The organism is Nostoc sp. DedQUE12b (genome assembly GCF_034530835.1).
In the GTDB taxonomy this organism is placed as follows: domain Bacteria; phylum Cyanobacteriota; class Cyanobacteriia; order Cyanobacteriales; family Nostocaceae; genus Nostoc.
This window is the reverse complement of the sequence record NZ_JAVRCI010000148.1, coordinates 1-6844: the sequence shown is the minus strand read 5'-3', so window position 1 is coordinate 6844 and position 6844 is coordinate 1. Positions and strand designations below refer to the sequence as shown.

5 protein-coding genes and 1 pseudogene are annotated in these 6844 nt (G+C 39.0%); 4 read left to right on the top strand and 2 right to left on the bottom strand.

What is annotated here, in order from left to right:
• A pseudogene (locus tag RMY16_RS32810) lies at positions 1 to 239 on the top strand (hypothetical protein); the annotation flags it as partial.
• Here RMY16_RS32810 and RMY16_RS32805 read toward each other — a convergent pair.
• Together RMY16_RS32805 and RMY16_RS32800 are read right to left on the bottom strand one after the other, a co-directional pair.
• Positions 228 to 1040 (bottom strand): class I SAM-dependent methyltransferase, encoded by an 813-nt coding sequence (locus tag RMY16_RS32805; RefSeq protein ID WP_322671662.1) that lies wholly within the window; start codon positions 1038 to 1040, stop codon positions 228 to 230. The pseudogene RMY16_RS32810 and the gene RMY16_RS32805 sit on opposite strands and share 12 nt — an antisense overlap.
• Positions 1041 to 1644: 604 nt before the next feature.
• Positions 1645 to 2175, bottom strand: coding sequence for an AbfB domain-containing protein (locus tag RMY16_RS32800; RefSeq protein WP_322739876.1), 531 nt, complete (start codon positions 2173 to 2175; stop codon positions 1645 to 1647).
• Between the two features lie 647 nt (positions 2176 to 2822).
• On the opposite strand from RMY16_RS32800, the gene RMY16_RS32795 reads away from it, so the two are divergent.
• From RMY16_RS32795 to RMY16_RS32785, 3 genes are all read left to right on the top strand, one after another.
• Positions 2823 to 4265: an AAA-like domain-containing protein gene (locus tag RMY16_RS32795; protein ID WP_322739875.1), complete on the top strand. Its 1443-nt coding sequence runs from the start codon at positions 2823 to 2825 to the stop codon at positions 4263 to 4265.
• Between the two features lie 5 nt (positions 4266 to 4270).
• Positions 4271 to 5845 (top strand): AAA-like domain-containing protein, encoded by a 1575-nt coding sequence (locus RMY16_RS32790; protein WP_322739874.1) that lies wholly within the window; start codon positions 4271 to 4273, stop codon positions 5843 to 5845.
• 318 nt (positions 5846 to 6163) lie between these two features.
• On the top strand, positions 6164 to 6556 hold the full coding sequence (locus RMY16_RS32785; RefSeq protein ID WP_322739873.1) for a hypothetical protein: 393 nt from the start codon (positions 6164 to 6166) through the stop codon (positions 6554 to 6556).
• Positions 6557 to 6844 lie beyond the last annotated feature (288 nt).

Sequence of the window (6844 nt, the reverse complement as noted above, 5' to 3'; positions counted from 1 at the left end):
GTATTGAAGTACTCCAAAGTCGTGTTGAGGTACTACAAAGTCGTGTTGAGGTACTACAAAGTCGTGTTGAGGTACTCCAAAGTCGTTTTGATGTACTCCAAAGTCGTGTTGAGGTACTCCAAAGTCGTATTGAAGTACTCCAAAGTCGTGTTGAGGTACTCCAAAGTCGTGTTGAGGTACTCCAAAGTCGTATTGAAGTACTCCAAAGTTGTGTTGGAGTTTTTTCCTCACATTTCTAGCTTCCGGCCAACCATATACCACAAACCCACGGCATAGCGGATGTAATTGAGTTCTGTAAAACCTGCTTTCGCAAACTCGTACTCGAAGTTGAAATGGATAAAGTCATCCAACCACGGTTCTTGAAAAGAAGCACTGAGGGCGTATTCACCCCGATAGGTGTCAGCATATAGCACCCAACCTCCGGGTTTGGTGATCCGGTACATCTCCTTCAGAATCTTAGGCGTCCACTCTTTAGGTGTCTCGTGAAAGAGTAGTGATGATGTGACAAGATCGAAGGAGTTGTCTGGGTAGCCAGTGTTACGGGCGTCCACCTGCTCGAAGGATGCCCGCTCACTTAATCCAGCCTTGTTAAATTTGTGCTGACTAATCACCAGCATATAAGGTGAAACATCAGTAATGCGAAAGGTGGCCTGTGGAAACCGCTGTGCCAGTGCCAGCGCTCCACCAGCCGTACCTGCACCAAGCTCTAGCACCGTCTGAATTTGAGCGTCTTCAGGAATTAGTTCAGCCATTGTCTCGCGCAACTGCTGGCAACTAACATTGTGGCTGAGGGGAATAATGGCATCCATCGCAGCATCCCAGGCTAAACACGACTGAGGGTTAGTGTAGGAATCTGTTGACCCATGAATGGGAGCGTGGATATAGTCAGGGTAATATTCATGCTCAGTATGGTAGCTTTTGAGTTCCTCTTCCCAATTAATTGAGGCATATTCCTGCATTACTGAGGGCATCGCTGCGGTGATGCGTTGAATTACCTCGGTTCGATACGCTTGTTTTTTTTCTGCGTTCCATCTCGGCATAATCATCTCCTACTTACACTCGTTACTGGTGTTCCTAGATTCCAATCTGGGAACGAGAAATAAACTGCAAATACAATAGAGCAATACTTCGGACAGTTTTTAATTGAGACAATAGACCTCTTGCAAAAGTCACTTTTGCACTCTCGTGGGTAAAGGGGAAAGGTTAAAGGTTAAAGGTTTTTTGTTATTCCTTTCCCCCTTACCCTTTACCCTTTTCCCGACAAATGCCAAGAAGTCTAATTCACAACAAAGCTATCGATCCATTAGGGTGCTGGTTAAAACAAACAAGCACCGGAACGATAGCTATATGTAAATTGTACAGAGTCTGCTAGAAAAAATGAGCGGTTTGGGCAAACCACAGATGAAGGAGTTAACAAAAGAATATAGTCATCTCTAGTAATTCGCCAAGGAAACTTGGCGGGGTAAAGGGCAAGGGGAAAGGGAAAAGATGTTTACTCCTTTAACCTTTAACCTTTCCCCTTTTCCCAGCCCTCACCTAACAATTTTGCGTTGGCAGACTACTAGTAATGTACCAACGTGCCAAGACAGTTTACTATATACAAGCCATCAGGGATTGAATGACTAAGTTTGTAAGCCACTTTAACTAACGAGTGAACGGTGCTACTAGTGTAAAAGTGGCATCGTTTAAAAACAAGCTAGCACTGGTATACGGGTCAATATATAGCTTGAAGTTTCTGTGACGTATATAGTAAGTAGGAAAATTATATGACTGAAAAGAAACATTTGTTAAACTTGCTAAACCTGGTTTTATACAAAACGTTGCATCAGCTTTTAACTGTGCAGTATTGTCATTGCGATCTAATCTAATTTGAAAATTTTGATGTCTTAAGTAGTATCCTGGCAAATTTGAGGATTCAAATGAAACACAGTTAGAAGACGCTAGCCCTGACCTTACTCTAAAACTTGCGTCTCCTCTGTCTAGAGAACTTGAAATGGGGCTAACTTCGCCAAGGAAATTGCGATGACGAATGTAGTAGCTACGAAGATTAAATGCTCGTATTGAGACAGCTGGTTCAACAGGAGTTGACTCTGCGATCGCAGGATTAATTGATGTAGAAATAGATATAGGAAGCGCTGATAAGGTTAGCGCTAGTGCAAAGAGGTTATTTTTCATGGCTACAATCTTTTTAGATGACCATTTAGCAAAACAATGCTCTTACTTAAGAATTGTAGTATTAATTCTAAAAATGCTAGAAATTAGTTAGAAATATTCACATAATTTGTCTTACGCTTAAAGCTTAGTGCGATGAAAATACTCTTATTAATTGCTGCATTAATACTGAGCTAATGAGACTCTAAAAAACAAATTTTACGTAAAATGATGTTTATATGAAAGTTAAAGATTGAACAAAGTATCAGGGCTGAATGTTACTAAAATAGGCATTTCAGCTTTTGTTAATGCCATTGGCATCAACGCGCTAGGGGTGCAAGACCTTGCGCCCCTACGACAAGTGTGGTTCAAATACATGAAAACTACTGTAAATTAACTCTCATGCCCATTAGTCTGCCTAAGTAATGGGGATTGTGACATTCCCTAATATCTTGGAGCGGCAGATGTAAATAAAGCTAATACCAATTTGGGAAAAGAACACAACAGATACCTGAGTAGGGGTGCGCAGCTACCTGTATGCCCCTACAAGTAATCCATCTGTCGCAAAGATTAATTAAATTGGTATAACTGTTTAAATTTAAGTAAATACTGAAAAAAATCTGAAAAATTCCGCTAAAGTCTTATTTAAAACAAACTTTATTCTTTTTCAAATGAATATAGAAGAAGCACTAGTAATTTTAGATACATTCCTTGAACATGGCTTAAGTGATGTTCAAGAAATAGTATTTCGTAAAGCTTGGGAAGGGCAAACTTATCCAGATATCGCCGAAAGCTGTGGTTATGATGCCAATTATATAAAAGATGTTGGTTCCAAGTTATGGAAGCTACTTTCACAGGCTTTTGGGGAAGAGGTGACAAAAAGTAATTTTCGCTCAGTATTGAGACGGCGGAGCCTTGGGCAGGCTTTGCCTACGCAAAATAGCGTTTTGTCAGAAAAATTACAACCTGTGCCAGCAGTTTTGAGACAGTCTCAACCAACAAGCAGAACCAAAGATGGAATATCAGGGTCTTCTTTAACGATCGAAAAGCAAGACGAGAGAAAAACCCCAGTCCCTAATCCCGACTTCTTAGAAAATCCTGGTGGCTCAGTGCCGCTCAATTCCTTTTTTTACATAGAGCGTCCGCCAATTGAAGAACGCACATATACCGAAATCAACAAACCTGGAAGTCTAATCAGAATCAAAGCCCCCAGCAAAATGGGAAAAACATCCCTAATGCACAGAATTCTTACTCATGCAAAACAGACTGGGGTACACACCGTACAGATCGGTTTACAAAGAGCAGATAGTCAAGTTTTCACTAGCTTAGACAAATTCTTACGCTGGTTTTGTGCGAATATCAGCCGACAGTTGAACCTAGAGATCAGACTGGATGATTATTGGGATGAGGATATTGGCAGCAAAGTTAGCTGCACATTGTATTTACAAGAGTATGTGCTAGAAAAAATCGACGCTCCGGTAGTCTTAGCTTTGGATGAAGTGAATCAAATTTTCGAGTATCCAGAAATCTCTAGGGATTTTCTCCCACTACTGCGTTCTTGGTATGAAGATGCTTCCGAATTAGAAATTTGGCAAAAACTCCGATTAGTAGTAGTTCATGCCACTGAAGCTTATATGCCATTAGATATTAATCAATCCCCCTTCAATGTGGGATTACCGATTAAGTTACCAGAATTTAGTTTAGAGCAGATGCAGGATTTGGCAGTGCGTCATGGACTCGATTGGGCCAAAGGTGAGAAAGGTTTGGAAAAGCTGGCTCCTCTACGAGCAATGATTGGTGGTCATCCTTATTTAGCTCGTCTGGCTTTTTATAACCTGGGAAATCAAACAGTAACCCTGGAGGAGCTATTACAAGAGGCTCCGACAATTGCCGGCATCTACAGCAACTATTTACGGCATCATCTAGCAAATCTTCAAGAACATCCCGAACTCGCGATCGCACTCAAACGGGTAGTTACCTCTCCCACAAGTGTACAACTAGAAGCGATCGCTGCCTATAAATTAGAAAGTATGGGTCTGGTAAAACTTGAAGGAAATCAGGCAATGCCTAGCTGTGATTTGTATCAGCTATATTTCCAAGAGCAATTAACCTAAATGCTATGAATAAGTACGAATATCAAATTGGCGGTAGTCTCAAAGTCGATGCTCCTAGCTATGTAGAACGGCAGGCTGACTTTGAACTTTATAATGCTTTAATTCAAGGTGAATTTTGTTATGTCTTTAGTTCCCGACAAATGGGTAAATCTAGTTTGCGGTTACAAACAAGACATAAATTAGAACAAGCAGGCTACAGTTGTGCTTCTATCGATATGACTCGCATCGGCAACGGCAATATTACTCCTGCTCAATGGTATAAGGGCATAGTAGTTGACTTATTAAGGAGCTTTAATCTCTTTAGCAAAGTTAATATAAAAGCCTGGTGGTCGGAGCGTGAAGATTTACCTGCATTACAGCGATTGAGCCAATTTGTTGAAGACATTTTATTAGTTGAACTAAAAACTGAAAAAATATTTATTTTTATTGATGAAATTGATAGTGTTTTAGGCTTGAATTTCCCGGTAGTAGATTTTTTTACTTTAATTCGCTCATGCTACAATCAACGAGCCGAAAATCCACAATATAACCGTCTAACTTGGGCATTATTCGGAGTCGCAACGCCTTCAGATTTGATTGCCGATCGCAACTGTACGCCATTTAATATCGGTAAATCTATTGAACTGCACGGCTTTAATTTATCGGAAGTTCAGCCATTAGCAGCAGGTTTAGAAAGTAAAGTAGCTAATCCGATGGCAGTTCTCAAAGAAATTTTGGCTTGGACAAATGGTCAGCCCTTTCTTACTCAAAAGCTCTGTCAAATAGTGGTGCAAGAAAGAAACTCTGGAAGCAAAGATGTTCAGGAACACAGAAGCATAGAAGTTGATGAGCGTTATAAATTGGATAATCATTTACCGATTATTAATCAACATTTGATAAATTTTTATTATCAATTTCCTTTGTTAATTTTAGAAAAACTAGTGCAAACCCATATTATAGAGAAATGGGAAGCAAAAGACGATCCAGAGCATTTGAAAACAATCCGCGATCGCCTGCTGATCAATGAACAGCGTGCTGGAGGTTTACTAGGATTGTACCAGCAAATTTTACAAGGTATTCAGATAGCTAGTGATGATGGAGAAGAACAAATAGAACTGCTGTTATCGGGGTTAGTAACCAAGCACCAAGGGCAATTAATAGTAAAGAACCGGATTTATGAAGAAGTTTTTAACCAAGCTTGGGTAGAAAAACAATTAGCAAAATTACGGCCATATTCCCAAGCATTCAACGCTTGGATAGCCTCAGAGCATCGTGATAATTCCCGACTATTACGCGGGACAGCTTTACATGAAGCTCTGGCTTGGTCGCAAGGCAAAAGTTTGAGCGATTTAGATTATCAGTTTTTAGCAGCTAGCCAAGAATGCGATCGGCGAGAAGTTGAGACATGGTTAGAAGCAGAACGAACTAAAGAAGTTAAAGCTAGACTAGTTCAAGAGCAAAAAGCAGCTAGATTTCAAAGATTATTTTTTATAGGCGCGTTCGGTTGGGCATTAATAGTTGTTTTAGGATTGGCGATGGTGACTTTCGAGTATAAAAAGCACTGTTCAGTAACCTCAAAGCAATTACTACATTACCCATGAGTGCTGTAGTTTAGACTAGTTATCGGTGTGAAACTGCTGAACAAATCATATATAAAAATTTGCTAAAAATCACTAGTTAGTACATATAACTATTGATTATTAACCAAGTCAGTTTTAACTATATTATCCCGCTAAGTTTTATAGGATAATTAAAAATCATCCTCAAATTTAATTGATAGTAATAATTTCAAACAAAACTGTAATGAATTATTTTATTTTTGAGAGTCTCTTGGCTAATAATAGTTAAAGAATAATCTGGGTTTTTCCCCTCTTTTTGCAAAATTGGGATGCTCCCGTTTTATAGCGATATTTTTTGTCATGTTACTATTAAGTCTGAACCTTATATCTTTACCCATAGCTAAGACCACGAAAAAAGCGATGAAAGTGATAATCTTTGCTATATTAGTATCGGTAGTAATCTCAGCAATCATAGGATTGCTCTGGGCAATAATTTATCTACTGTATAGCCAAAATATTCAAGTAACTCTCAAGTTATTTTTCTACTCATTTTTGGGAGGATTGCTTGGTGGAATAGTTGGTGGTTTTATTGGTTATTTAGTTGGTTCGAGGGTAGCTGAAGGATTTTCAGCTGATTTCTTTATTAGTTCTGAAGGCTTCAGCTGGCTTCTTTGGATTTCAATTTTCTGGATTATAGGCATTATTGAAGGAGCAGTTTTACCAGGATTGATTTTCATCAAATTTTATTCATAATCAGTTCTGGATAAGTACGTGTTTTTAGCTCTATTCGTGCATATTTTTTGATTTTTCGCCGAATTCTGGTCTTTTCTGTTATGTGTTTAACTAGAAACTTTTACGGTTCGTAATACTATACATATATCAATGAAAACTCAAAGTGTCATAGCAATCGTAACGATTCCAACAGTAATTTTAGGAACGCTTGGAGCGATTTGGGCAATATTTTATTTCAGATATACTCAAAATACTCAAGCAAGTTTTGAATTGTTTTTCTACTTCTTTTGTGCCGGTTTGATTGCTGGA

Excerpts from the sequence above, each read along its gene's own strand:
- RMY16_RS32805 (WP_322671662.1), bottom strand. The coding sequence starts at position 1,040 with ATGCCGAGATGGAACGCAGAAAAAAAACAAGCGTATCGAACCGAGGTA.
- RMY16_RS32800 (WP_322739876.1), bottom strand. The coding sequence starts at position 2,175 with ATGAAAAATAACCTCTTTGCACTAGCGCTAACCTTATCAGCGCTTCCT.
- RMY16_RS32795 (WP_322739875.1), top strand. The coding sequence starts at position 2,823 with ATGAATATAGAAGAAGCACTAGTAATTTTAGATACATTCCTTGAACAT.
- RMY16_RS32790 (WP_322739874.1), top strand. The coding sequence starts at position 4,271 with ATGAATAAGTACGAATATCAAATTGGCGGTAGTCTCAAAGTCGATGCT.
- RMY16_RS32785 (WP_322739873.1), top strand. The coding sequence starts at position 6,164 with ATGTTACTATTAAGTCTGAACCTTATATCTTTACCCATAGCTAAGACC.